Below are 23,332 nucleotides of genomic sequence, written 5' to 3'. Positions count from 1 at the left end.
GGGCGACTATCCCCGTTCCCTGGCGATCGCACCGAGATCGAGCCGATACACCCGAAGATGTTCTGTCGACATGACCCGCCAAGCCCACGGCACGTGATCCAGGCGGGTGAGATTCGCCATCGGAGTCGCGTGCCCGAGCAGCGGATCGTTCTGTCCGAAGTTGTGGCCGTTGAACGGCGCCTCCTGAGCCATCCGGATGTCGACGACGAGGTAGTCGTAGTCGGAATACGTCAACATGCGTGCCAGTTCGGGTGATGGGTCGGCGTCGCGCTGCGTCAGGTCCCACGCCGGAAAGCCCACTGAGGGCGCGGCGACCACCAAGCCACCGTAGGCCGCCAACTCAAGTGCCGTGTAGGCATCCGTCACGACGCGGGATCTACCGACGATCTTGCCCAGTTCTTCGGCAACGGAACGGGTTTCAGCACTTGCCGAGTTGGTGTCGGTCCCCCAGCGGAACGGACCGGGAAAGCGGTAGGGATCGTTCAGCCCACCGCCGACGTTGCCGATGACGAGCGTGACGAGCAGCGTCATCTGGAGGGGAGCGGCGAGACTTCGGCCTGCCCAATGCGGGCGGTCGGAGGGCCAGTGCACCGCGACCAGCGCGACGACCAGCGCGACACCGACGTAGGTGAAGCCCCAGGAACGGCGTGCGCCCTCCGCCCCGGACGGCGCGAGGATGAAGGGCAGCGAGACGAAGTATCCGCAGCCGAACACGATCATGCCCCACGTCGGCGAATCCAGGGTGATGGGCGTACGACGGATCAATGCCGCAGCAGCGATGAAGCAGCAGAGGACCACGACGGGAGCGGCCGCGGTGAGGAGGCGTTCCCACTCCGGCTCGACGTTGGCGGCGAGCAATTGGCGACCACCCTGACCGCTGTTCTGCGACATCGACTTCAATTGCCCGACAGCCGAACCCAGGTAGGGCGACAGGTAATCCAGTGTTGGCCTGGCGCATGTCATGACCCAGGCGACGGCGATGACCGTCGTGCAGACCAGGGTGACCCACCACGGTCGCATCGTGTCCGGGGCGGCGACGTCGGGTGGTTGACGGCGACGTCCGAGCCGGGCACGGACGACGCCGGTCGCGGTGACGACGAGCAACGCGACGATGAGGAAGATCGTGGTCAAGTGGTGGGTGACCACGCAGGCGGCCCCCGCCAGGACCGCTGCCGTCGAGTAGGCGCGGCGCGTGCGCGCTGAGTCTGCGCGCTTGGCAAGCGTGGTGAGAGCCAGGGCCCAGAGGAAGAAGTTCACCGCCAGGCTCTCGTAGGCGTACTGGGTGTCGAAGTAGATTGCCGACGGGTTGATTCCGTAGACCGCGGCTGCTACCGCCCCGGCGCGCGGCGACGACAGCAGGGCGTCGCCGAGGACGTAGACGCCGAACAGGCCGAGAACGTGCAGCGCGATGACGACGAGCAGGCCCGCAGACCACGGTGACAAGCCTCCGAATGATTCGGTGGTGGTGGTCAATGCCGATGTGCCAGGGAAGAACTCGACGATCGGGATGGTGGCATTGGGTTGAAACAGCCGTCCGGACGACGTGACGTCGACCGCTTCGCGCCAGTGCGCGTACTCGTCGTGGTAGAGCGGGCCGGTCGGGTTGCGCAGGATCTTCGGCATCAGCGTGACGACGCCGAACAGCGCCAGTGCCAGGAAGCGTGTGGTGGGCCGCGTGTTAGATGCCGTGAGCCTGGCGACGACCGGCAGGAGGGCGGTGAGCAGGCCCGCCCAGAAGACGAGGTAGTACAGCTCGGCGGGACGACCCTGCGACGAAAAGCGGTAGGACAGCCCGATGACGAGGCTTCCGACGGCCGCGGAGGCGACGAGCATGGGTGAACCCAGGATCGCGGATGGCACCCGCGGGCCTTGACGGCCGACGGCCGCGGACTCGGCCGTGGCGGCGTCGTCCCCGACGATGACGTCGGGGTCCTGGCGGGCCAGTGTCGCGGTCACCGGGGCGCTCCCACGAGACCATCGATCGCCGCGACGACCGGGCTCCAGGAATGGGGATCTTCGAAGCGCTGCCCGCTGCGCCCGACGATGCCGAGCAGGGCCGTGCGCAAGCCGTCCACGTCCCCCGGCGGCAGCACGACGGCGCCGGCGTAGTCGCGGACCGCTTCGATCAGCCCGCCGACCGCATACAGAATGACGAAGATGCCGTTGTTCATGGCGATCTGCAGGGGTCCGCTCGCCGATCCGCGGCGGTAGGGCAGCACCAGGACGTCGGCGTTGGCGAAGTAATCGGCAGCTTCGCGATCGTCGACGTAGCGGTTCTCGAACCGAATCCGATGGCGGTGCGGACTCGCCGCGATCGCTTCCGCGGGTGCCGTCCAGCCCTCCCAGGTCTCACCGACGACGTCGAGTTCGAACAACTCGGCCTCAGCGGGCGTCATCGCATCGAACGCTCTGATGAGGTCCTCGACGCCCTTGTATGGCCTGATCAAACCAAAGGACAGCACCTGTATCGGACGAGAGCCGTCGCACCGGCGTCGACTGGCGGCGCCCGGGTTGCGGGTGACGTGGTCGTAGGGTCCGTGCGGGGCCACCGCGGTCGCCAGTCGGTCGATCTCGCGACGGCCGAAGACGGACGTGAAGACGTCGAGGTCATGGTGCGTGTGGAAGAGGGCTCCCGTCGCGCGACGGACCAGTCTCGGCAGGTAGCGCTTGCAATAGGCGGCCACCAGCGCGACATTCGCCTCGCCCGTGTCCTGCACCTCGTGGAACTCGATCAGGACCGGTATCCCGGCTTCGGCGGCCAACCGCGTCAACGCCAGGTAGGTGTGCAGCGTCGCCGCGGTCCACCACTGCAGCACGATCACGTCGGGGCGCTCTGCGGCGACCGCCCGCCGCACGCGGGCGAGTGCGTTCCCCCAATACCAGTCGACGGTGCCGACCTGGTGAATCCTCGGGTCATAGCGCAACGACGTGAGGTCCTCGCCCACCCGGCGCCAGCCGGGATACAGCCGGGTCGGAATCAGCCGATCGAGTAGGACGAGGGAGACGTCGTGGTCCTCTGCAAGCGCATTGGCCAGCTGACAGGTGTAGACCGACAGACCGCTGAGGAATCGAAACCCTGGTCCCACGAGCATGATTCGCCGGGCAGGACCGCAGGGCTCACCAGGGTCGGCCAGCTGTCCGCCCGCCGGCACGACCCTAGGTCGCGGCATCGAGCATCTCCCAGTCCGGTTCGTCGTCGAGGTGAAGGGATCGGCTGGGTGGGGCGGCGACCAGCGTGATCCGGGCCTGGCCGAAGGGACCCGACGGCAGGGGTGCGACCTTGCGCATCCGCACCGACATCAGGATGCGCAGGCATGACAGGCCGTCGAGCCAGCTGATCTTCTTGCCCTGATCCAGAGTTCGACCGTTGTAGGTGATCGGCACCTCGTAGGGGCGGATGCCGGCGCGCAGCATCATCGCCGTCAGCTCCGTGTCGAGACCAAACCCTTGCTGGACGAGGGCAAGGCAGCGAAAGTGTTCCAGTGGAACGAGTTTCAGGCAGGTATGCATGTCGGTCAGGCACGAATCGAACACCAGGTTGGCGGCCGCGGTGGTCAACCGACCGCCCATGGCGAACCGGTAGGACGGGAACCTCGTCTTGAAGCCGAACACCCGGGCGCCGAACACGTGATCGGCCACCCCTGCGATGACGGGTTCCAGTAGGGCGGGGATGTCCCCGGGCGAGTACTCGAGATCGGCATCGAGGATCAACACGTGGGTTCCCGTGGCCTTGCGAACGCCGGTGAGCACGGCCGCACCCTTTCCTCGATTGACGGGGTGGCACAGCACGGTCACCCCGCTGTCGACGTAGGAACGCAGCAGGCGGGCGGTCTGGTCGGTGCTTCCGTCGTCGACCACGATCAACTCCACGGGGCACGGGTACTCGACGGCGAGCACCCGTTCGACCGCGTTCGCGATCGTCGCCGCCTCGTTGAAGACCGGCATCACGATGGACAGTTCGATCATCGAGCTGCTCCCACGACGAGCCCCGTCTCGTTGGTGCGGCGGTTCGGGTGGTCAGCGGTGTCGCGAATCGTCATTGGGCCCCCAGGTCGAGCAGTCGCGAAGTGTTCGGATCGCTGTCGATGGACAACTCCACGAAGTTTGCCTTTGAGACGGTAGCACCGTTCGGCCGTTTTGCCTCTCCGGGAATTATAGGTACTTTCCAGCGATGCCAAACAATTGTTTGCCATGGCCGATCGTGCGTGGTGTTCGAGGCGACGTCACCGAGCGGTGGGAGGCCATTCGACGGCTTTGCAAGGTCCATCTCGATTGCCTCTAATTCGCCGAACCGAGCCGGCGCAGAATGCGCATCGGCTGCTTCGAAGCGCGCCGGCAGAGGTCAGGCCCACGCCAGGAAACGCCTCTGAACAGTAACTTCACCGTGGTGGAAAGCGTCACAACCGGTGTCCTTCGAACGACTGACACGCCGCGTCGTCGAAAGCATCAATTCCACTGCGAGTCGCGCTAAAACCGGTCTACGGATTGTGCGATGTGACGCTCGGACTTATCGTCTTCGCACATGTTCCCCAATTGGCCTTGATGAAACGGATGCGGACGAATGCGTGAGCCGAGCGATCGTTATCCAGTCCTGCGGGCGGAGGAAGATGTCCTCCGTCGCTAGTTGCTATCGACGTATCCGCAAAGCTGTGGGCACATCCCATCTGGTGCGTGCCCTGGCCCTTGTCGTGGTCGCTGCCGTGGCGTGGTCGACCGCGTGGGCGATCTGGTCCGCGACGGCGACGGCGTCCGATCGTGACGAGCCCACCTACCTCGTCGCGATCGGCGACTCCTACCCCGCCGGCTACCGGCCCAATGGCGCCGGACCGGGATCGACGTCCCATGACGCCTTCGTCTATCTGGTTCAGGACCGACTCGCCCAGAAGCAGGGCCGCTGGACGACGGTGAACTTCGCGTGCTCCGGTGAGACCGCCTACGCGATGACCTTCGACCGGGGCTGCCTGCCCAATGCCCAAGCGCCCGGCGGAGTCTCCTACCCGAACGATCCGCAGTCGGTGGCCGCCACCGACTTCATCGCCGCGCACCGGAGCCGAATCGGCTTGGTCACCGTCACCATGGGCGGAAACGACGTCATGAGATGTCTCGGCGAGGACGATGCTGCGCGGGCGCAGCGCTGCGCGGAAGCCGAAGTGCCGCGGGTCGTCCTCAGCCTGGACTTCCTGCTGTCCCGAATACGAGCCATCGCCGGGCCGCGCGTACCGATCGTGGGAATCTCGTACCTGAACGTCTTCGTCGCCGATCGACTCGATGGGGATCGCAACGGAGATCGACGGGCCGACTTCTCCTCGGCGATGTTCGACAACTACCTCAATCCCGCTCTGCGAGAGACGTATTCAAAATACGGCGCGTCCTTCGTCGACACCAATGCGCTGGCAGGTGGCGACCTGCCGACGACGGAGAAGGTGGACCTGCCCGAGCATGGCACCGTGACGGCGGCCATCGGGCGCGTCTGTGCCCTCAGTTATTACTGCGCGCAACGGGACCCGCATCCCAACCCCGCCGGCCACGCGCTGATCGCCCATGAGATCGAAAGGTTGATCGGCTCGTGAGGGAACGTGCGTCGATCGGACGAGACGATGCCACCGCGGATGCCATCACGTTGGTGACGCCAGGTTTTCGAGCAGTCCGCGGTGGATTGGAAGCGCATGTCTCAGCGCTGACGAAACAGCTCGCGGGTCAGGGACTCAGGGTGGTCGTCCTGACTGCGCGACGCGGCATCACGCGAAGCACGGTCGAGCGCCATGACGACTGCTGGGTCGTCACCTATCCGGCGTGGTCGGTCAGTTCGATGTCGATCTCGCCCCGTCTGGTGTTGGCGGCCATCCGGACTAGACGCAGCGACCGGTTGATGCACGTCCACGGTTATCACTCGACGACGGCACTGGCGCTCCTCGGCAGACGCGCCCCGACCGTCTTCACTCCGCACTACCACGGCAGGCACGGTCACTCGTGGATGGCTGATCTGCTGCACGTTCCCCATTACCGGTTGAGTAGGTGGCTGCTTCGAAGGCCCGCTGCCATCATCTGCGTCTCGGAGGCAGAACGACGGGCACTGATCGCCGACTTTCCCGACGTCGCGGACAGAATCAGCGTCATTCCCAACGGAATCGACGCGGCGGCGATCCGCCGCGCCCACCCACTGCCCGAGCAGCCGCCGACGATTCTCTGCGTCGGGCGTCTCGAGCCGTACAAGCGGATCGATGCCGTGCTGCGCGCATTCTGCGACGTGCCGGCGCCCGCTCAACTGGTGATCGTCGGCGACGGAAGTCAGCGTGACGAATTGTGCCGATTGGCAATCGCATTGGGGCTCGCCGAGCGCGTGCACGTGGTGGGCGGCCTCGACGACGCCGCTCTGCATCGGTGGTTGCGCACTGCCAGGGTGTTCGTGTCCATGTCCGAGCGCGAGGCATTCGGGATGGCCCCGGTCGAGGCCGCCTGCGGCGGCGCCCGAATCATCCTGAGCGACATACCGGCTCATCGGGAAATCGCCGACGAGTTCCTTCGTCAGTGTGTCACCGTCATGACCGACCATTCGACGGCGGCGCTCGCCGCGGAGATCCGGCGACAACTCGCCGCTCCGAGGTCGAAGGGGTGTCAGGCACCCGACTGGCGAGACATCGCCACCCGAACCGTCGGCGTCTATCGGACGTCGGGCGTGGAACTGGTCACGCCAAGGGGGGCCAACGGGCACCGCTTATCAGCCCAGTCACTTCTATTCGAGGGGTTAGGAACATGAGCAATTCACCGACGACGGGTCGCGGCAGTCGAACCAGCTATTTGGACCGCACCTGGCTGAACCACTGGACGGTGCTCCTGCTGACACCGATCGCGGCACCCGACATCGCGGACCTGCGCGCGAAGATGGTCGACTTCATGGCGTCCGATCCCAGCCACCCGCTGTGCTGCACCCTCGAGAACGCCGGCACGCGCTGGCGTCCCGTCGCGGCCGCCGATCGGGTGCGGCACGTGAGGGAGACGATCGTCCCGGGTGGACCCTTCTATCTCGACGATCCGTACACCTACCTGGACGAACACCGCCCGAGCCCCGATTCGACGGCGCCGTTCAAGGTCATGGTGGGGGCCGATTCCATGACCTTCTACTTCGCGCACGCGTGTGGCGACGCCGCGGTGTTTTCCCCGTTCGCCGTGCTGATGTCGCTCGGCGACGTCGAGGGACTGCGGTCGCTCAGGGCCGACGGTGGCCTCGCCGTGGCGACCAAGATCCTCCTCAAGGAGGCGCCCAAGCACGGGGGAGAGTGGTGGAGCCACCTGCGGTCGACCGCCAGCACCCCCGTGCCCGCGACGACGGTGTCCCCGCCGGCGCGCGTGTACCCGCCCACCACGACCGCAGCGGGCACCTTGCTCAAGGCAGCGGAGTTCAACGAATTCAAGGCGTGGCGCAAGGCGGCGTGTCCCGATCTCCCCACCACGGCGCTGATGGCCTCGGCGGCGTACTTGGCCCTGTCCGCTGAGGGAGTCCCGTTGAACGACAAGGGCTTCTTCACCCTCGTCGACCTTCGACGGCATCTTCCGAAGAAACAGTCGCTCCGACCGGGCAACTTCGCGAAGAGTGCCTACATTCCGGCGGACATGGCCGATCCGGCCGCCGTCGGCGCAGGTTTGAAGCACCTGGTGGCAACAGCGCGAGCAGTGCCGGCGCTGTTCTCGGGGGCATTGGGCACCGCGTTGCGTCGGTCGGCGTCGCCTGGCTCGGCGACCCAGGAGGCGCTGACGATGACGTTCAACTCCATGATGCGCAACCCTGGCGTCGAACACATTCCCTGGGCCGACCCGGCCGAGGCCATGTACATCACGATGGCCTATCCCGTCGGATCCGACGGCATCAGTGTGTCTGCGTGCGCAGTGGAGGGCCGAGTGTCGTTCTCGGCCTCATTCGACCCGAACAGGGTCGACGGTCACGCCGTCATGCGAGGACTCGAGCGCCTCCACGACATACCGGCGCTCCTGCAATCGCAGGCGCCGGATGCGGCTGGCGAGCCACTGCCATCCGCCGCGGTCGAGCTGATCTCGACACCCACCGTGGGCAACGCTGCCCGGTAACCAGACGACATTCACGCAGAAAGAGGAAACGTCATGTCACACAATCACGTCGGCGTCGAGGGACTGGGCTTGGTCACCGGTTACGGATGGGGTCGCGAGGTCTTCTGGGAGGGCATGTGCAGCGGCAAGTCGGCGGCTCGCCTCGTCGGCGGATTCGGGCCCGACGGAACGGACTCGGTCTGGCTCGCCAGGATTCCGGAAGGTGGCGTCCCGACGGACGGCGACGGGTTGTTCGGCAGAGCCTTCCTGAGCGCGGGCCGCGAAGCGGTGACCGATGCCCTCTCGCGCGGCTGGGTACCCGGCGAGCGGGTGGGAGTCATCTACGCGGGGTGCTTCAACGACATGTACATCTGGCGGGAGATCAGCCGCGGCGATGCCACTCGGTCACGCGACTTCGTGCGCGCCTTTCCGTCGACACCGACCGCAATGTTCACGAAGGAGTTCGACTTTCACGGCCCGTCGCTCCAGATCTCGGCGACCTGTTCGTCGGCCAACAATGCGATGCTGACGGCGAAGCAGTGGCTCGACGTCGGGTGGGCCGACGACGTCGTCGTCGTCGCCTGCGACCTATCGTTCACTCCCGAGGTGGTCGCGGGGTTCGCGGGAATGCGCGCCGCGGTCGTCGACGTCGAACCGCAGGATGCGTGCCGGCCCTTTCAGGAGGGTGGCCGCGGATTCCCGCCAGGGGAGGCCGCGGTCGCGTTCGTCGTATCGTCGCGGTCCCACGACCCCTATGCCCGGTTGCTCGGTGGCGCCATGACGAGCGATGGTCATCATGCCACGGGGATGGAGCCCTCGCACTCGCAGGTAATCCGTTGCGTCAGAGACGCTTTGGTCGACGCCGGGGTGAGCCCCGGCGACGTCGGCTACCTCAATGCGCATGGCACCGGCACCGAGCAGTGCAACGACGCCGAGGTGGCCTTCCTCGACGCCGTCTTCGCCGACCAACAGCCCTGGGTGTATGCCCTCAAGCCGCTCATTGGACACTGCCTGGCCAGTGCAGGAGCAGTCGAACTCGCTGCGGGGGTATTGGCCTACGAACGCGGTGTCATCCCGGCGTCTCCGATAGTGAGTGCCGCACACCCGCGATTGCTCGACGGCATGACCGCGTTCACGGGCGGCGTGACGCTCAAGACTTCGATGGGCATGGGCGGCTACAACTCCGCGCTGCTCGTCGCCGCACCGGCTGCAGCGTGAATGTTCACCCTGCAGGGCCGGGTGCGTCACTCTCGAGCGCAACGGATCTCCGCTGATTCAGCCGTGCGTGGCGAAGGCGAAGGCGAGGTGGGTTTTCACGCGACGGTCGACATGCTGTGCGTCGGCGTCGACCCGTCGGTGTTGGCCGTCGCGGTCTCGGGCGCCGAGGCCGACATGGACGTGCTCGTCGTCGACTGTCGGGAGGGCGATTTCGAGGCGACCGCGGTCCGGTCGACGCCTCCCACGTCGTGGGCCGACGACATGAGTCGTGCCTGGAACGCAGACGGGCTGTCGCGCGAGACGGTGGCCTACCTTGCCAGTCTCACCGAAGGCGTCGGAAGCCAACGAAGTTCGCCGGCCAGTGCAGTCACGCTTCGTCAGCTCGACGAAGGCGCACATCGCTTCTCGACGTCGAAACGTGCGTCGGGAAGGGTGGCGCCGTTCTACGGTCACCAGCTGATCGAATGGAACCGGGCGTGTCTCGGATCGCACTACGGCGTGCTCTACAGCAGGACCAGCGTTCCCGGCGCCAGGGAGATCGTGCAGCGTTCCGGTGAGCGGCTCGAAGTCACCATGGTCGGCGCTGCGCCGTCGCCACCGACGTCGGCTCCGCTGTCGGCCTGGCTGGTGGACCGTGCGGGTGACCTCGGCGTCAGGGTGATGAGTTCAGGACCGTTGCGCCGCTTGATGTTCGAGGACGGTGTCGTCATCGGCGCCGTATTCGGCAGCACGTCGAGCAGACTGGCCATTCGCGCCAACCACGGGGTCGCGATGTCGACCACCGCTCATGGCGGTGACGACCGCGCCTTGACGGCGGCCTGGTATTCGACCGGTGCCCAGCTCGGCGTCGTCAGTGCTGCCGCAAGCCGGTTCGGCCGACTGGAGTTGGTCATGGACCACGCGCAGCCGGCGTCGCCGACGTTGCGAAGCCAACGGCGCACGGGCCGAACGTCATCGGTGCGGGGCAATACCCCCCGATGACCCACGGCCCGTCGAGCGTTCACAGGTCGTCGAGAAAGATGATCCCATCCTGAATCGCCCGCGCGACCAACGCAGACTTCGTGGGTGCGGCGCGACCAACGGCGGCGTACTTCGCCCGGACCCGCTGCAAGTGGGTTCGCACCGTCGTCGGGGAGATGTCGAGTTTCTGACCGACGAGGTCCTTGCTCTCCGTTTGGAACCACGCGATGAGCACTTCCTTCTCCCGCGGTGCCAGCTTGGGTCTGCCGACACTGCGGTCGTGGTAGATCGCCTTGGCCATCCGCGGTCCGACGTAGGGCTCGTTGTCTAGTGCGGCACGAACGGCGTCGATCAAGTGGGACTTGCCCTCCATCTTCACGATGAACGTGACTGCCCCCAGCTCCAGGCTCTGCAGGATCACCTCGTCTCCGGCGAGATGCGAGTAGACGATGACGCGGTGGCCCATCGCCACGACCTTCCCGAGGCCGTAGAAGTCCGGTCGGTGCTGCCGCTGCTCGAGGTCGAAGATGACCACCCCGGGCGGACGCTCAGCGCACGCGGCCAGGAATTCGTTCGTGGAACAGAAGCCAGGGTGCAGCGGGATGGGCGGATTCGCCTCCTGGCACCAGATCTTCACCGCCAACTGGATGGCGTCGTGATCGTCGATGACGGTCACGGACGCTATTCGTGAGCCCCCACTCTGGCCCGTTTGGTCTGCCACGTCGCCCCCCGATTTCCATTCACCCCGCCCGCAGTGTGAGCCACATCGTGTCCTCCGCGACGAGGACGTCCGACCGCCCCTCCGGCCTCCCGAAGTCGACCCCGGGCGGGCGCACGACGTCGCACACCACGCTCACGTCGACCTCGGCCTGTGCCCCGGTGAGTACCACTCGGGCCCATGAGACGGCGTGTTCCAAGGCCACGGCGACCTGATCGAGCACCTGGTCGGCAGTGTCCGACGACAGTGTCGGCAAGTCCCCGTCGACGTGCGCGGTGACCGTGACCCCGCGTCGCGCAGCGTCGTCGATGAGTGATTGCACGCGTTCCGCCAGGAGCGCGGCGTGTGGCGTGGGCTCGTCGAAGAGGGTGCGAAGCCGCTCGCATTCCGCTCGGCTGCGACGCCTGAACTCATCGGTGATCGGCCCGCCGCGGGAGAGGGTTCGCAAGAGCGGGATGAGTCGGTCCACGGTGTCGGAGTAGCGGCGAATGCACTCGGCCTGCATGGCTGCGTCGATGGCCTCCTTGGTGTCGACCCGAAGGCGTGCCAGATCCTCCTTGCGGGCAAGACGTAGAGCATCCCGTATCGAACCGCTCAGGACGCACAACGCGACCTGCGGAATGAAGAAGGCGATCGCGGCGACGCCGAGATAGACGACCATGTGTACGGCAGGATCCCTGTGCAGGTCGATCGTCGCCGGGATCACCCACGCCGTCAAAAGCAGCGCAAGGCTACGGGCCAAGGGCACGTGGACGAGAAATGGCAAGAGGCAGAAGCTGATTGCACCGATGGACCAGTAGGCCTTGGTGAGGAGTTCGGAGTCGGCCAGTGCCGCATGCTGTGCTGCCGAGATGCCGACGAGTGCGGCGGTGATGACCCAGACCGTCCACCTGGCCTCGCGAAGACGGCTCGGTGCCGCAGTGGACGTACACACTGCGGCGGCGACCGCCAAACCGACCTCCAACCACAGTTGGTGGCCGCTCAGCGGGCCGCGGAGGAGGGCGACGCTGAGCAGAACGATTCCCGTGGTGATGAGCCACAGGCGATATGCCGCCGCCACGCCGTGAACGAATGATTCGGTGTCGTCGTGGCAGTCGTGCGGGTCCGGGAGTCCCGGTTCGTCGTGCCACCGAAGCTCGACGACGGTGCCCTGGCCGGGAATCGATCGGATGCGAGCATCGCCACCGGCACGACGCATCCTGGCCACGATCGACTCGTTGATCCCGTGTCCGTGGGATTGACTCGACGTGAAACCGCAACCGTCGTCGGCAATCTCGAGCCGGTGTGCGCCTGCGTAGATGGTGACGGAGGTGGCGTGCGCGTGGCGGTCCACGTTGTTCATGACCTCTCGGCTCGCGGCGCAGATCGCCCGGGCAAGCTCGCCGTCCAACCAGAGGTGGTCCAGGCCGGTGAGCTCGGCGGGACAATCCAAGAAGCGAGCTTCGTCGCGCAGGAGTGGCACGACGTCGATGGGCGCGGAGGGATCCGTGATGGGAGTGGCCTCCAGCAGCGTCAGGTCGCGAGCGGCCTGCGCCGCCAGTCGGTCGACGGGCGCACGTGCCTCCGTCCCCGCCAGCAGAAGGGTCGCCGCCGCAGTGTCGTGCAACAGCGCGAGCTGTTCGCGGTCGGCCTTGCGACGTGCCTCGGCGACGCCGTTGGCGATTTCGGCCTCCAATCGCAACAGGTGTGCGTGGTCGGCGGTGTTGGCAACCCACCTGATGGCTTCTCGCAGGGCCGTCGCCGTCAGCCACCCGCACAGGATCGGGACCAGTTCGTTGGCCAATGCCATGGGATGCCAACCCGCGGACGCCGATGACCCCACTGCGTAGGCGCCGACTTCCAGAAGCAAGGCGGCCAGGGACCATCCGACCGGAAGCTGGACTCCAAGGGATGCCAGACAGACGCCGACCACGGCTTGCGCCACGCTGACGGGGTGAGTGACGTGGGCGTCCACGGCCACCAAGGGCAGGACCGCGCCAACCGCGGCGGTGCACAGCGCATCCCCCACGAGGGCGACCGCCGACGACGATCTAGTGGCCAAGCGATAGATCGCCCACAGCGCGAGGCCCACGAGCAGAGCCCTACCGCCCACCCCGGTGGTGTTCGGGCCGAGCGTCGAGACCGCGGCCGCCATCAGAAACGCGCACTGGCGCGCCACCGTCGAAATCCGCGCCACTTCCAAGCACAGGTGTCGCCGGGAGGTTCTGGCCGGAATCATCGGATCGGCTCGGTCGTCGTCTAGGCCGTGGGAGAACGCAGGCGTTGAAACAGGCTTGGCATGCGGGAAGACTAACCCCTGCGCGCAGCTTCAGCAACGAGAGCGAAGTCATCGAGAGTAGTACCTGCGCTGGCGTCAAAAACGTGCTTTACTTGCAATTTCATAGTTTACCGGTTCGTAGCATTACACATCCAAATGTTAATTAAGCGAACTATTGGCAGGGAGCGAACAAATTCCTGGCGCCTCACGCGGCGACCTGGTTCGGCGACGGCAGGGTGGCCCCTCCACGTCGCCCATCCGGGCATGATTGCGTGGGGCCGACCCGTCCTGCGGCGCCGGTCACGGTTTCAGCTGCCAATGCCCTCCGAGCGTGAGCTGACCCGATTGCTGCGCTCGTCACCGCCACCAAGGAGGGCATGAGGGCCTGGCAGGGTGACGCCTGCTGCCCGACCCCATCGACGACGAGAACTGTTGCAGCACAACGATATTGACGACGCTAGTGAATGCCCGTCGTCCGAAATCGGCTGCGGTACGTGCTCGGTGACACCCCGAGCGCACGTCTGAAGGTGCGTCGCATGGTGTCCGCGGAGCCAAAACCGGCGCGTCGTGCCACGGCTTCCTGCCCCTGGTCACCGGTCGCGAGCAGCACCTTCGCCGCCTCGAGGCGCGCTTGCTCGACGTAGCGCGCCGGGGTCATCCCGACCTGGACCCGGAACATGCGGACGAGGTGCCGTTCGCTGATCGAGGCCCGGTGGGCCAGCGCCGCGACGGAGTGGTCGGCACCCGGATCGGCGATGATCGCGTCGAGGATCTCGCGCAGCCCACCCGAGACGGGGAGTTGCGACTCGGTCCACACGCTGAACTGCGTCTGACCGCCCGGCCGTTGCAGGAACACCACCATCCATCGGGCCACCCGCCGGGCCACGTCAGTGCCGTAGTCGCTCTCCACCATGGCCAGACCGAGGTCGATGCCCGCGGTGATACCGGCTCCGGTGATGAATGGACCGTCTTGGACGAACAGAGCATCCGGCACGACCTCGACCTCGGGGTAGACCCGAGACAGTTCCTGGCAGTGCGCCCAGTGCGTGGTCGCACGCCGGCCGTCGAGCAAGCCGAGCGCGGCAAGGACGAACGCGCCGGTGCACACCGAGGCGACCCGGCGCGCCCGCGGCGCCAGTTCGCCCACCATCTCGAGTGCCGTCGCCACGTGGTCCGGCGTCTGTTCCTCGGGGATGTCGTGGGCGCCGGGGGTGAAGCAGAAGTCGGGCGGCACCCCTCCCGGCACGATCAACGTGTCGAACCGGTCCGGCGCCGCCGCGAGCGACTCGTGCACGTTGAGCGAGACGAACGACGTCGTCTCCACGGCCTTGCCGGTCGCGGACACCAGAAGGATCTCGTAGCGTGCTCCGAAATCGTTTGCGCGAGCGAAGATCTCGAGCGGTGCAGCGACGTCCTGCAGCGTGACCTTGTCATATAGGGCGAATACGACGGTCTTGGTCGACGTCGATTCATCGATGGACACCAGGGCGGTCCTCCCGTGAGGGTTGAGCCTCGTCAGTGTGAGGGCCCGCCCGCAGCGACGGCAACGCGAGCGGGGTCGACGTCCGGAATCACCCGATTCGTGTCCGGACTCGCCGGGCAGAGCAACCCTTGCGTAACGCTGGCGAAACGTCGGCAGCTCAGGCTCTATGCATGGATTCACGGACGGCCTCGACGCTGAGCATCGGCGTGCTTGGCGGCCTCGCCGTCGCACTCACCGCAGACGTCATCACGGTACCCATCTGGGTGGTGTTCCTCGCGTGGGCGTCGTTCTTCTTCGTCGGCGGCGGGGCCGTCGGCTGGATCAGATCGGTGTCGTCGAACCTCGTCGGGGTGGTGATCGCGACGGCCAGTCTGTTCGCAGCCCACCTGATGGGTGGCGGCCTGCTGGTCACCGCCATCGCCGTGGGAGTGGGCAGCGCGGTCATGGTGCAGGCGTCGTGGGTGCCGCTGCTGGCGACCACCCCGGCCGTCGTCATCGGCTTTGCGTCCACGGTCTCGACGGTCGCCGGGCGGGGCCCCGACGTCACCGTCACCACCATGTCGAACCCCGGCCTGGTCGCCGCGGTGGCCTGCGTCTTGGGAGCGTCCTTCGGCCTGCTCTCCGAATACCTCGCGACGGCCATGACGAAGCACGACGCCACGAGCCCGGCCACCCCGCCCATCGAAGGAAGCCCCGCATGAAACTGCAGCACTATCTCGGTGGTCTCGAGGGCCTGCCGGAGGATCTGTCGCTGGAAAAGCGTGTGTTCGTGGAGGATTGGGAGAAGCGCATCTTCGGCATCCACGTGGCGATGATGGGGCTGTCGAACCACCTGGGCGCGGCGCTGCCGACCTACCCGATCGACGAGGTGCCCACGGCCTTCAAGGACGAATGGACCTGGGCTGACCTACGCACCGGCGCCGAGGCGATGAATCCCTTCGACTACTTCAAGTTTCGCTACTACGAGAAGTGGTTGGGCGGCATCACCCAGTTCTTCCTCGACAAGGGCTACGTGACCGAGGAGGAACTCGCCGCCAAGGTCGCAGAACTCGCACCGCCCACCGCCGAACCCGTGGAGGCCATCGACGAGCAGGTCATCGCGTACCTGCGCAAGGGCGACAGTCCCCGGCGCGACGTCGCGCATCCGAAGTACCCCGTCGGATCGACGGTGCGGATCACCAACGTCGCCGCCGACGCCCACAGTCGGCTGCCGGGTTATCTCCGTGGTCGGACCGGGACCGTGGAGCGCGTCTTCGAGGGCGACTACGCCTACTTCACCCACACCGGTGACGGCATCGGCGACCCGATGCCGATCTACGTCGTCGAATTCGACCCGGCGGAGGTCTGGGGGCCGCGCGCCGAAGCCGGCCCGGAAACGCTGTACGCGGAGCTCTTCGAAGCGTATTTGGCACCCATCAAGGAGGATTCGTGACCGACCAGTTCGCCTACCCGCCCGACCGTGAAGAGGCCAGCGCCAAGAAGGTCGCCGCACTGGAGGCCCTGCTCATCGAGAAGGGTGTCATCACCGCGCAGACCGTGGACAAGGTGCTGGCGTACTTCGAGACCGAGATGACCCCGCTCAACGGCAAGAAGATCGTCGTAAAGGCTTGGACCGACCCGGCTTTCGCCGAGAAGGTCGTCCTGGACACCCCCGCGGCGATCGCCGAACTCGACTTGCCCGACGGCATGGCCGGCGCCGAGGGGGAGCACCTGCAGGCGGTTGCCAATACCTCCGGGGTGCACAACCTCGTGATCTGCACGCTGTGCTCCTGCTTCCCGTGGCCCGTCCTCGGACTGCCGCCCTACTGGTACAAGGATCCGACCTTCCGTTCACGTGCCGCGCGCGAACCCCGCAAGGTGCTCGCCGAGGTCGGGGTCGACCTGCCCCCCGACACCGAGATCAAGGTGTGGGACTCCAGTGGGCACTCGCGGTGGTTCGTCATCCCCGAAAGGCCCGCCGGCACAGAGGATTTCACCGACGAGATGCTCATGGACCTGGTGACCACCGAAGCCATGATCGGCGTCGCATTGGCAGGGCCGGCGTCATGAAACTGCACGACACCTGCACCACCGATCAGGCGGCGCCTCAGTTCGACCACGAATGGCAGCGCCGGGCCTTCGGATTGGCACTCGCGCTCTCGGAGTTCCGGCATTACGACTGGAGCGAATTCCAGCAGGGCCTGATTGCGACGATTCAAAAGTGGGAGGGGACGCCCGAAGCCGAGCGAGGGCAATGGGAGTACTACGACCACTGGGTCGCGACGCTCGACGAACTCATCGAACGCCATGAACTGCTGACCGCTCCGGTACTGACCGACGCCAACGACCACGCGGTTGCCCACGACCACTAGGACCGACGGGTCGAACCCCGCCACCGCAGCCTCCCTGTGATGGAGCCGACAGATGCTTGGACGGCGCCTTCCAGCGTCCGGCGACGAATGACGGTCATGAGCAACATCCATGATGCAAAGAACGATCCGGAGGGCTCCAGCGTCGGACCCGTCGCAGGAGCGTCATTGAAGGACCGCAGCCGATGGCCAGGGTTCGTGGCGATTGCGGTCGGTGTATTCGCCGTGGCCATGGCCGCTGCGGCCTTCGCCGTTGGCAACGCCAGCGCGGGTGTTCTGGGGCTGATCATCGCCGTCGTCGGCGTGGGTGGGGGAGTCGGGTGGTTGGTCGTCAGCCACCGGCGCCTGAGCCACCAGCTCGGCCAGGGGACCCCGGAACGTCCCGAAGACGCGGGACCGATCGCCTGATCGAGCCGGCCTGACACGCTCACCGCGCGAGGCGCGGAAACCGTCGAGACCCATGAACAGCGTCCGAAGCTACGGTGAGAATCATGGACACTGAGACGGTCTGGCAGCCGAACAACGGACCGCGCCGATGACCAAGCACATCGGCATCGTGCTGTTCACCGATGTCGAGGAGCTCGACGCGATCGGCCCATGGGAAGTGTTGTCCGCGTGGACGCAACGATTTCCAGAGGACGGGTACGCGATCACGTGCCTATCCCGCTCAGGCGGACTAGTGCGCTGCGCGAAGGGACTGGTCATACAAGCCCAGCACTCCTTCGACGACGCTCCACCGCTCGACGTGCTGATCTATCCCGGCGGCCAGGGCACACGCCCGCAACTCCACGATGACGGCCAATTGGATTGGCTGCGCCGCCAGCGCGCCGCCGTCCCACTGATGACGAGCGTGTGCACGGGTTCGCTCGTCTATGCCGCCGCCGGACTACTCGCGCACCGTCCTGCCACCACGCACTGGGCCTCCCTGGACCTGCTCGCCGAGCTGGACCCCACCATCGACGTGCGGCGCGACGAGCGGTTCGTCGATGACGGCGACACGATCACCGCCTCAGGAGTGTCCGCCGGCATCGACATGGCCCTACACCTCATCGTCCGACTCGCCGGCCCCGACCGCGCCCGTCACATCCGGCGCTACATCCAATACGAACCCGCACCGCCGGTATGAGCCACGGCGCACCTCAGATGAACCGAGCCTCGTGAATCGTCTCGAGCGCAACTTGGGCATCGACGACTCGTCGTCGGCCAGGCACTCTTGACACTCGTGACCGTCTTGATGCAGCGCCAAATCTGGTTTGGTGAATCACCGCGTTGGCACGACGGGCGGCTCTGGTTCTCCGATTGGGGCGCGCATCAGGTGATCGCCGTCGATCCCGGCGGGGCACCCGAAGTCGTGGTCGAGGTCGAGTCGTTCCCGATGTGCATCGACTTCCTGCCCGACGGACGGCTCCTCGTCGTCGACTCGGCGCGACGTCGCCTCCTTCGTCGCGAACCCGACGGCTCGATGGTCGTGCACGCCGACCTGGAGTCGATCTCGGACAAGCCGTGGAACGACATCGTGGTCGATGCGCACGGCAACGCCTACGTGAACACCATCGGCTTCGACTTCCCCGGCGGTCAACCCGCACCGGGATCCATCGCGCTGGTCTCCGTGGACGGAAGCGTGCAATCAGTTGCCGGGGATCTCGCGTTCCCCAACGGCATGGCGATCACCGACGACGACGCCACGCTCATCGTGGCCGAGTCTCACGCCAACCGGCTCACCGCGTACGACATCGACGACGACGGACACCTCACGGGCCGGCGCACCTGGGCCGACACCCCCGGTGACCACCCCGACGGCATCTGCCTGGACACCGACGGCGCCCTTTGGTACGCCGACGTCGCCAACCGGCACTGCGTTCGCCTCCGCGAGGGCGGTGACGTCCTCGACGTCGTCGAGCTGGACCGGGGCGCCTTCGCGTGCGCGCTCAGTCGCGGTGATCACCCACCCCATCTGTATGTCACTGCCCAACAGTGGGGCGGCCCGACGCCACCGCGAGAGCCGACCGGGCACATCGCCGTATTCCCCGCGCCCGCCTCGGGCGCCGGCCGACCCTAGGCGCTCGGGGGGCCGGCGAGGAGGTCGTACGACGGTGTCACCGTCGGGCATCCCAGCCGTCCCGCCGAGATCAACATCGCCGCGCACATCAACAAGAAGGGCATCACGCTGCGCGGCATCTTCGGCCGGCGGCTTTGGGAGACCAGGGAACAGACGACCCTGCTGCTGGAGGCCGGCCGCCTCGACCTGGCCTTCTCTAGACTGCGGCGACTTCGAAGTCGATCTGGCCGACCGATGTCGGATGCCGGTCAGCGCAGCGCTTCGAGTTCGTCGGCGAAGCGTTCGAGCGCGGCGGCGAAGACCTTGGCGTCCGACGTCGGCCATGTCGACAGCATCTCGTCGACGATCGCGCCGAGTGACCGTCGCATGTCCGCCACCGTCTCACATCCAGCGCGGGTCAGGGCCAACCGCGTGCCCCGCGCGTCGGAGTCGTCGACGGAACGCTCGACGAGTCCTGCCTCCACCAGTCGGGTGACGTAGCGGGTCGTCGCGCTGCGGTCGACTCCGATTACGGCGGCAAGACGGGTCGCCGTGGTCGGGCCCATCCGGTCGATGCCGGACAGCACCGGGTACAGCGAGACGTCGACGCCTTCGACGCCGTCGACGATTCGTTGATACAGGTGCTGGCGCGTACTGCGTTGTAGGAGCCGCCCGAGTTGGGTGGCGATCCGGTCTCCGGGGGACGATGCGGCCACCGCGACAGGGTACGTGCTTTTTGCACGCAGGGCGGCTAGATTCGAGAATGCGTGTCAAATGCACGCACAACGGAAGGGATTCCATGAGGCCGACACTGGCACTGTGCCCACAGGACGTGCTACGCGACGACCAGGACGAAACCATCCTCGGCGGGGTAGAGGTGCGTAAGGGTACCGTCGCTGCTTTCGTCGCGAATGCGAAACTACTGCAATCGGTTTCGCCTACGGACCCGGACTACGAGATGATTCGCCAGCAGCTGCGCGAGCTGGCGCCCGCCGTCCGTGCCGTCGGTCTGCTCGAGATCTTTTCGCCGCGGTCGGCCGAGATCGATGACATCTTCACCGAAGTGACGTAGCCACCATGCCTAAGCGCCGACCTCGCTTCTTATGTGAGCGCGGTCCGCTGCCTAGGTGAACGGGGCAGGATCGAGGAATCGTCGCAGCACGTTCTCCGTGATGCGCGAGACGTTGTTGTCGTAGTCGTTGGACGACAGACTTCCAGCCCAGGCGATCGACCCGACGGAGAACACCGCGCCTGCATCTGGTGTCTCCATGAAGACGATGTCGGCTCTGGCATTGGGGTTTTCGTCGGCGCCCAACGCGGGACCCGTCTCCAAGAATTCCTCGGGCACGAGGTAGTAGGCGTTGGTGTGTCGCTCGGAGGAGGCCAGTAGATGGGCATTGGGTGGAGTGCCGAGCTCGGCGCCCGAACGGTCCAATTCGAGGCCTGCCGCGCCGCCGCCGATCAGTCCGAAGTCGCCGATCAGCTCGTCGTCACCGACGCCGGCGAAGACGAACGCCATCTCCGGGGCGAAGCTGTCCGGCTGACGACGGTAGTAGGACGACACATCGAAACCTTGGCAGGAGAACCCCACTCCCACCAGCTGCTGCGGTGCCCGTCCCTGGCGCAACCACAAGCCGCCGTAGCGGCCGTCGAAGTTCTGGTAGTACTCACCGGGGTTCGCCGCCCAGGCTCGCACGCCGGTCTCCGCACGCCGCAACTCGATGATGCCCGGGCATTGCGGGTGATAGGCGATGCGCCAATAGAACCCGTCACCGCCGAGGTACATCAGCCTGCCGCCACGGTGGGTGTAGGAGTGGTACGCATCCCACATCTCGGTGGAGGTGTACTCCGGATGTGACCCGGTCAGCACCACCGAGTACGGCTCCAGCAGTGAGTAACCGGCGTGATGGAGCTCCTCGTCGGTATAGACGTCCACCCCAATGTCCCTGGCGCGCAACCAATCTACGATGTGCGTGTCGGCGTTGAATTGCCACAGCTTCGACGATCCGAATCCACCGAGAAGGCACTGCACCTTCGGCCGCATCTGCAGCAGCGGCCGCAGCCGCGACGAGTAGCAGATCCCGCTGCCATCGGAGTGCTCGTCGTAGAGCGAGCCGCCGTATTCCCAGTGCTCGTTGAGGAACAGATCGGGGGGAGTGAGGACGTTCAGGATGTTGTTGAGCAGTTCGCCATTGCCGCCGTCGGTGCCGAGATGGTCGTTCCCGTAGGCCAGGTAGCTCGCGGTGGGAAGGACCAGAGCAGTCCGAAGTTCCTTCCCGGGGGCGGGTCCGACGGTGAACGGGATGTATTCCTCGGCGTCGTCGCTGCGCAATCGGGCTGCGTAGAGACCGCTGGTCATCGTCTCTGGCACCGTCAGCGCGAAGTCGGTGCTCCAGCCGGCGTCGTAGAGGTCGTCATCGTGGAAGTGGATGGCGCCCCATTGGCCGGGGTCCTGCTTGTAGTCCATCTGCTCGCCGGTCCAGTTCCACCCGGTCATCGCGCGAGCGGGAAAGTTGACGACGGTGCCGTGCAGGCCGTTGGGCGAAACGTCCACGGCCACTTGGGATGCCATGTCCACGCTGAAGTCCCAGTTGCCCACGACGTCGAGACGTTCGGCATCACGCCAGACCCGCGGATTGTCGATCTTGCCGTTGAACACCGCTGCCGGACCGTCGAAGGCGGCGAAGCGAAGCGGAACGTCGGCCTGGGTCGGTACGTACCCCAGTCGAGCTTCGACGGTGCCGGCGTCGTCGATGCCCGGCACCGGATCCAGTGGCACTTGAAAGACGGTCGCCACACCGGTCGCGGCGTCCACGCTCGCACCTACCCGGTACCAGCGCCTGACCTGCATGGGCTTGCCCACCGAGACGGTCTGATGTCGTTGTCCGTCAGCGGTCTTCAACGCGATGGTACCGGCGCCGTCGACCACCAGGGCGAAACCGGCCGAACCGGACCACTTGGTGATCAGTCCCTGTTCACCCTTGTCAGGTGTCGTCGGCCACACGTAGGCCTGCAGGGTAAAACTCGACAACGACTGCAGCACAGTATCATTCGGTACTTCGACGTAGGAGCCGGCGGCGATGTCCTGCGTCCGACCCGGATGGACCCCGTTGGCCGGGGTCTCGACGACGTGCTCCCTGAACCCAGGGCCCTCGGGGTTCGTGTCGCCGCAGAAGATTCGGACGATGTCGGCGCGGTACTCCGACGACGAACAATTGACCTTGAAGCCAATCGTCTCACCGGGGCGGCAGTACAACAGATCGCTGTAGCCGGTGAGTGTCACCACGAGGCGCCGTCGAGCACGAGGTCCTGGCCGACGTGTTCCCTCCAGCGCAGGGCGAACACCTCCCGCTCCGCGGTGAGCAGGTCGGTGAAGACGGTGTCGAGGACGATGGGCGCCTGGCCGCGGATTCCGCTCAGCCGGGCCAACTGCCAGCATTGGTGCGGCGTGACCTCGATCAAGACGTACTTGCCCGCCAGCGGCTCGCCGCGCAGGACGTTGAGCACCCGTTGCAACCCGGGGCTGTGCAGACCCACGGGCTTGGCCATGAATTCTCGAGCATGAACTAGGTCGCCAACCGGATCGATGCGATACGAGGACTTCGTCATCGACGCCATCGTAGGACGCGCGCCGCCGACTCGCGCCCCGTGCGACGACGGTGCCGCCGGCATCCATCGGGGACTTTCGGGGAGATACCTCTCAATCGGCTACGGATTCTCTTGGAGAAGCGGTGTCCAGGCGTGCGCAGATCGGCAGGGGGTAAGTGCGTCCAGGTAAGCGTGGTCGCCGAGTGATGTCGGCGACCGGTGTCGAAGATGGGATTGAGCACGATGGTGGTATTGCGGCGAGAACTGGTGATGTGCGCGGCGGCTGCCGTGACGGTGATTTCGTGCCTTGCCGGGTGTAGTTCGGGTCCGACGACTGCGTCGTCGAGTACGACCTCGCTGACCCCGGGTCCGACGACGTCGCTGCAGGCCGTTCCGCCGGTCACTCCCACGCCGACGGAGGGTGCGGGCGGCAACGGTGATGCCGGCAGCGGTGGTGGTGGCGACGGTGGTAGCGGCAGCAACGGCGGTGGCCACCATTAGGAGTGCGAAAGTCGTTGACCTGTAACGAACTTTTGCATCTCGGGCGGGTGCGATCGTCGTCGAATTGGCGCTGATCGCGAACTGTCCACTCTTGAATGACCCGGTGATGACTTCCGCGCGCGGCCAACGAAGGCGATCGGCCAGTCGTATTGGGCCGCTT

23 protein-coding genes are annotated in these 23,332 nt (G+C 66.2%); 14 read left to right on the top strand and 9 right to left on the bottom strand.

Features of this window, described 5'->3' with window-relative positions; genetic code table 11:
- Positions 1-6: 6 nt before the first annotated feature.
- The 3 genes from G6N60_RS14020 to G6N60_RS14010 form a co-directional block, all read right to left on the bottom strand.
- Positions 7-1,956 (bottom strand): putative glycosyltransferase family protein, encoded by a 1,950-nt coding sequence (locus G6N60_RS14020; protein ID WP_163738117.1) that lies wholly within the window; start codon positions 1,954-1,956, stop codon positions 7-9.
- Entirely contained in the window at positions 1,953-3,092 is a 1,140-nt protein-coding gene (locus G6N60_RS14015; protein WP_163738115.1) for a glycosyltransferase, read from the bottom strand. Before G6N60_RS14015 ends, G6N60_RS14020 begins: the two co-directional genes overlap by 4 nt.
- Positions 3,093-3,156: 64 nt before the next feature.
- Positions 3,157-3,966 (bottom strand): glycosyltransferase family 2 protein, encoded by an 810-nt coding sequence (locus G6N60_RS14010; protein ID WP_163738113.1) that lies wholly within the window; start codon positions 3,964-3,966, stop codon positions 3,157-3,159.
- 683 nt (positions 3,967-4,649) lie between these two features.
- Here G6N60_RS14010 and G6N60_RS14005 point away from each other — a divergent pair.
- From G6N60_RS14005 to G6N60_RS13985, 5 genes are all read left to right on the top strand, one after another.
- Entirely contained in the window at positions 4,650-5,570 is a 921-nt protein-coding gene (locus G6N60_RS14005) for an SGNH/GDSL hydrolase family protein (RefSeq protein ID WP_163738109.1), read from the top strand.
- Complete coding sequence (locus tag G6N60_RS14000; protein WP_163738106.1) at positions 5,567-6,757, top strand: glycosyltransferase family 4 protein; 1,191 nt, start codon at positions 5,567-5,569, stop codon at positions 6,755-6,757. Before G6N60_RS14005 ends, G6N60_RS14000 begins: the two co-directional genes overlap by 4 nt.
- Entirely contained in the window at positions 6,754-8,082 is a 1,329-nt protein-coding gene (locus G6N60_RS13995) for a hypothetical protein (RefSeq protein WP_163738102.1), read from the top strand. The genes G6N60_RS14000 and G6N60_RS13995 overlap by 4 nt, the downstream gene beginning before the upstream one ends.
- A 33-nt stretch (positions 8,083-8,115) precedes the next feature.
- On the top strand, positions 8,116-9,279 hold the full coding sequence (locus tag G6N60_RS13990; RefSeq protein WP_163738099.1) for a beta-ketoacyl-[acyl-carrier-protein] synthase family protein: 1,164 nt from the start codon (positions 8,116-8,118) through the stop codon (positions 9,277-9,279).
- Positions 9,280-9,366: 87 nt separating this feature from the next.
- Entirely contained in the window at positions 9,367-10,260 is an 894-nt protein-coding gene (locus G6N60_RS13985) for an FAD-binding protein (RefSeq protein WP_163738096.1), read from the top strand.
- 19 nt (positions 10,261-10,279) lie between these two features.
- On the opposite strand, the gene G6N60_RS13980 is transcribed toward G6N60_RS13985, so the two are convergent.
- From G6N60_RS13980 to G6N60_RS13970, 3 genes are all read right to left on the bottom strand, one after another.
- Entirely contained in the window at positions 10,280-10,915 is a 636-nt protein-coding gene (locus G6N60_RS13980; protein WP_246240662.1) for a LuxR C-terminal-related transcriptional regulator, read from the bottom strand.
- A gap of 64 nt (positions 10,916-10,979) precedes the next feature.
- Positions 10,980-13,115 (bottom strand): sensor histidine kinase, encoded by a 2,136-nt coding sequence (locus G6N60_RS13975; protein WP_163738093.1) that lies wholly within the window; start codon positions 13,113-13,115, stop codon positions 10,980-10,982.
- Between the two features lie 556 nt (positions 13,116-13,671).
- Positions 13,672-14,697: a GlxA family transcriptional regulator gene (locus G6N60_RS13970; protein WP_246240659.1), complete on the bottom strand. Its 1,026-nt coding sequence runs from the start codon at positions 14,695-14,697 to the stop codon at positions 13,672-13,674.
- A 170-nt stretch (positions 14,698-14,867) separates the two neighbouring features.
- Between G6N60_RS13970 and G6N60_RS13965 the strand changes: the two genes are divergently transcribed.
- The 7 genes from G6N60_RS13965 (at position 14,868) to G6N60_RS13935 (ending at position 19,104) form a co-directional block, all read left to right on the top strand.
- The gene (locus G6N60_RS13965; protein WP_163738090.1) at positions 14,868-15,398 is read left to right on the top strand and encodes a DUF1097 domain-containing protein; all 531 of its coding nucleotides are present in this window, start codon (positions 14,868-14,870) and stop codon (positions 15,396-15,398) included.
- Positions 15,395-16,129 carry a nitrile hydratase subunit beta gene (nthB, locus tag G6N60_RS13960; protein ID WP_163738087.1) on the top strand — a complete coding sequence of 245 codons (735 nt, stop codon included), beginning with the start codon at positions 15,395-15,397 and terminating at the stop codon, positions 16,127-16,129. The genes G6N60_RS13965 and nthB overlap by 4 nt, the downstream gene beginning before the upstream one ends.
- The gene (nthA, locus tag G6N60_RS13955; protein WP_163738084.1) at positions 16,126-16,746 is read left to right on the top strand and encodes a nitrile hydratase subunit alpha; all 621 of its coding nucleotides are present in this window, start codon (positions 16,126-16,128) and stop codon (positions 16,744-16,746) included. The genes nthB and nthA overlap by 4 nt, the downstream gene beginning before the upstream one ends.
- Positions 16,743-17,048: a nitrile hydratase accessory protein gene (locus G6N60_RS13950; RefSeq protein ID WP_163738081.1), complete on the top strand. Its 306-nt coding sequence runs from the start codon at positions 16,743-16,745 to the stop codon at positions 17,046-17,048. Before nthA ends, G6N60_RS13950 begins: the two co-directional genes overlap by 4 nt.
- Positions 17,049-17,144: 96 nt before the next feature.
- Complete coding sequence (locus G6N60_RS13945) at positions 17,145-17,453, top strand: hypothetical protein (protein WP_163738077.1); 309 nt, start codon at positions 17,145-17,147, stop codon at positions 17,451-17,453.
- A gap of 127 nt (positions 17,454-17,580) precedes the next feature.
- Complete coding sequence (locus tag G6N60_RS13940) at positions 17,581-18,171, top strand: DJ-1/PfpI family protein (RefSeq protein WP_163738073.1); 591 nt, start codon at positions 17,581-17,583, stop codon at positions 18,169-18,171.
- A 96-nt stretch (positions 18,172-18,267) separates the two neighbouring features.
- Complete coding sequence (locus G6N60_RS13935) at positions 18,268-19,104, top strand: SMP-30/gluconolactonase/LRE family protein (RefSeq protein ID WP_246240656.1); 837 nt, start codon at positions 18,268-18,270, stop codon at positions 19,102-19,104.
- A 248-nt stretch (positions 19,105-19,352) separates the two neighbouring features.
- Here the strand turns inward: G6N60_RS13935 and G6N60_RS13925 are convergent, their stop codons facing one another.
- Entirely contained in the window at positions 19,353-19,799 is a 447-nt protein-coding gene (locus G6N60_RS13925; RefSeq protein ID WP_163738070.1) for a MarR family winged helix-turn-helix transcriptional regulator, read from the bottom strand.
- An 83-nt stretch (positions 19,800-19,882) separates the two neighbouring features.
- Here G6N60_RS13925 and G6N60_RS13920 point away from each other — a divergent pair, with 83 nt between their 5' ends.
- Complete coding sequence (locus tag G6N60_RS13920; RefSeq protein WP_163738067.1) at positions 19,883-20,155, top strand: hypothetical protein; 273 nt, start codon at positions 19,883-19,885, stop codon at positions 20,153-20,155.
- Between the two features lie 51 nt (positions 20,156-20,206).
- On the opposite strand, the gene G6N60_RS13915 is transcribed toward G6N60_RS13920, so the two are convergent.
- Together G6N60_RS13915 and G6N60_RS13910 are read right to left on the bottom strand one after the other, a co-directional pair.
- Positions 20,207-22,369: a N,N-dimethylformamidase beta subunit family domain-containing protein gene (locus tag G6N60_RS13915; RefSeq protein WP_163738065.1), complete on the bottom strand. Its 2,163-nt coding sequence runs from the start codon at positions 22,367-22,369 to the stop codon at positions 20,207-20,209.
- Positions 22,363-22,632, bottom strand: a complete 270-nt coding sequence (locus tag G6N60_RS13910; RefSeq protein WP_197746938.1) for a N,N-dimethylformamidase alpha subunit family protein — start codon at positions 22,630-22,632, stop codon at positions 22,363-22,365. The genes G6N60_RS13915 and G6N60_RS13910 overlap by 7 nt, the downstream gene beginning before the upstream one ends.
- 267 nt (positions 22,633-22,899) lie before the next feature.
- Between G6N60_RS13910 and G6N60_RS13905 the strand changes: the two genes are divergently transcribed.
- Entirely contained in the window at positions 22,900-23,172 is a 273-nt protein-coding gene (locus tag G6N60_RS13905; RefSeq protein WP_163738059.1) for a hypothetical protein, read from the top strand.
- The last annotated feature ends 160 nt before the right edge of the window (positions 23,173-23,332 follow it).

Origin of the sequence: Mycolicibacterium madagascariense (assembly GCF_010729665.1) — a bacterium.
GTDB classification, from domain to species: domain Bacteria; phylum Actinomycetota; class Actinomycetes; order Mycobacteriales; family Mycobacteriaceae; genus Mycobacterium; species Mycobacterium madagascariense.
Note: the sequence above shows the minus strand (reverse complement) of the source record. Positions and strands in the feature narration are given on the sequence as shown.